This window comes from Rhodothermales bacterium, assembly GCA_013002345.1.
Taxonomy (GTDB): domain Bacteria; phylum Bacteroidota; class Rhodothermia; order Rhodothermales; family JABDKH01; genus JABDKH01.
On the sequence record JABDKH010000131.1, the window covers coordinates 1 to 3,119 of the forward strand.

Genomic DNA, 3,119 nt, shown 5'->3' on the forward strand with positions numbered 1-3,119 from the left:
TGTAAGGGTCCACGCTGCGATGCCAAGATTCACCTCATCGAAAGGCGCACTTAGCGACGTGACGGTCAGGCTTCCGCGCCTCCATCTTCTTCATTTCCCGCCACGGAGATCGATTCAGATGACTAGCAGTGTCCGTCTCGTCCAGCTTGCGGTATTGGCGTTCGTTATGCTGATGCTGACGGCCCCCTCAGCGCTTGGCCAGTCGGGCAAAATTGCCGGCCGGATTTCCGATGCCGCATCCGGTGAACCACTCCCCGGTGTCAACGTCGTGATTGTCGGCACGCTGCAGGGCACCAGTTCGGATCTCGACGGCTACTATTCCATACTGAACGTCAAGCCCGGCACGTACGACGTGCAAGCCTCGTTCGTTGGATTCGCCCGTCAGACGTTCGCAGGCGTACGTGTCAATATTGATCTCACGACCACGATCAACTTCTCCCTCGAAGAAGAAGCGTTCGGTTTGGAGGAGGTGACGATCACGGCTGCGCGCCCTGTGGTCCAGCCGGACATATCATCGAGCCAGGCCAACATCTCTGCGTCGGAAGTCGAAGCGCTCCCGGCGAACAGCGTGGCGTCTGTGGTGGGACTGCAGGCTGGTGTCCAGGGACTTTCGGTCCGCGGCAGCGGCACCAGTGAATTGTTGTTCAACCTGAACGGCCTGACCCTGCGTGACGAGCGCGATAATTCGCCGTTCACGAACATAAGCCTCGCCTCCATCGACGAGATTCAGCTCCTCACCGGTGGTTTCAACGCCGAGTACGGACAGGTTCGTTCGGGCGTTCTGAATGTGGTCACGAAGGAGGGCCGCCGGGATCGGTTCTCGGGCGACGCCATTATCCGTTACAGCGCGCCGGCCCAGAAGCACTTTGGAGCTAACGCGAATGATTTGAATTCTTACTGGATCCGGCCTCTTGTCGATTCGGATGTGGCTTTTGACGGCACCCAGAGCGGGGCATGGGACGAGTTCACGCAGGACCAGTACAGGAACTGGGATGGATGGATCGCTGAGACGGATGAACTACTAAGCGACGGAGATCCGACCAACGACCTCACACCATCCGCACTTCAACGGGCCTTTACGTGGCAATATCGCAAGGATCTCGAGATCGCCGAGCCGGACTACCAGGTAGACGTCGGTTTTGGTGGTCCTATTGTCAAGAGTACCCGTTTCTACGCGTCCTACCGCAGGGATCAGGAGATGTATATGATCCCGCTCTTCACGGACCGGTTCGAGCAGCAAACATTCCACGCCAAGGTCACGTCTGATCTCAAGCCCGGAATGAAACTCGCTGTCGAGGGTCTCTTCGGACAGACCGAAGGCACCGCGAGCAGCCGGTCGGGCCAGCCCGGTGTGTTCCGCTCGGCATCGGGTATCGCAAGTCAGTTGAGCCGGATCAGTTTCATCAACACCCGCATCTTCTCGACAGACTACTGGACTCCGTATACGGAGAAATTCAACCTCGTGGGCGCCACGTTTACACACGCGCCCAACGACAGATCATTCTACGAAATTCGACTGGCACGATCGCAATCCAAGTATGACGCGAACCCTGGGCGCCTTCGTGACGCGTCGCCGGTGGTGACTTTCGGAGGCATTGGCTTTGATGAGGCACCGTTTGGCTTCCAGCCGGCGCCGACGTTCGGAGTGGAAGGCATGCGTACAGGGGTTGGAATGAGCAACTCCCGCGACTCGACCTCCATTTCCAACTACAACCTTCGCGGTGATATCACCAGCCAGATGAACCGGGTGCTCCAGGTCAAGAGTGGCATCGAGCTCAATGTGACCGATAGTCAAGTAAACTATGGTCGAGTTGACGCGTTCTTGCCGTCGTCTGACGAACAGTCCAAGTGGGACGAGACACCCATTCGAGGTGCAGCCTACACGCAGGGCAAGCTCGAGTTCAGGGGCATGGTCGCCAACCTTGGCCTTAGACTGGACTTCTTCACTGCGGGTACCGATTGGTATACATACGACCCTTTCACGTCGGCCTTCTCGGCACGGCTGTCGGCGGGACTTGATACTCTGGTCACCCGCGAGTCGTCAGATGCGATCTTCACGCTGAGTCCCCGGCTCGGCATGTCTTTTCCGATCACGACGAACAGCAAGCTGTTTTTCAACTATGGGCACTTCCGTAAACTGCCCAGTTCAGACAATCTCTATCTGCTCCGGTTTGCTTCCTCTACGGGTCAAATCACACGTATAGCAAATCCGAATAATCCACTGGAGCGCACGATAGCCTACGAAATCGGGTTCGAGCAGTCGCTGTTCGGGCAGTACCTGCTCCGACTCGCTGGATACTATAAGGATGTGTCTCTGCAACCGTTCCTGGTGGAATACACCAGCCGAGATGGACAGACGGAGTACATCCAGACCGAGCCCAACAGCTTCGAAGATATTCGTGGCTTTGAGGTAACCCTGTCGCGCAACCGGGGACGATGGGTACAGGGATTCGTGAACTACACGTACATGGTATTCACTTCCGGATATTTCGGATTTCGCAGAATCCAGGAAAACACGACGGCACAGCGGATCTTCGAAAACGACGACACGGAGCGCCGGAGAGCCTCGTCAAGGCCGGTGCCTCGGCCGTACGCGAGAGCTAACGTGGACGTGCTGGTTCCGTCGGAGTATGGACGCTTGCTCGGTGACTGGAGAGTGAGTTTCATCGGTCGTTGGGTTGCGGGGAGCAAGACCACGTGGACCGGTGGAGGATCAGTACCCGGCGTTATAAACAACGTAGAGTTCAAGGACTCCTGGGGGCTCGATCTGCGATTTACAAAGAGCCTCGATCTGCCGAGCGGTCGACGCATGCAGTTCTTTGTTGACATCTTTAACCTGTTGAACCGGAAGGAGTTGTCGTTCAACGGCTTCTTCGATGGCGTCGATCAGAATGCCTACTTGCTCTCGCTTCATCTGCCGGAATCGTCCGACTATCCGAACATCCCGGGAAGTGACAAGATTGGAGCATACCGCAACGAGGGCGTTGAGTACCAGCCCATGTTCGGTATTCAGTCAAGGTCGTCGGCCACAACTCCAAGCCCCGAGGCGATCTATTACGAGTTTGAGTCGAAGAGCTATATCGTGTACGAAGATGGCATGTGGAGCGACGCGGACGCAA

Annotated in this window: 1 protein-coding gene; it reads left to right on the forward strand. The window is 56.7% G+C overall.

Going from position 1 to position 3,119, the window contains the following annotated elements:
• Positions 1 to 118 precede the first annotated feature (118 nt).
• On the forward strand, positions 119 to 3,119 hold a 3,001-nt coding region (locus tag HKN37_06630), incomplete at its 3' end, for a TonB-dependent receptor plug domain-containing protein (GenBank protein NNE46318.1).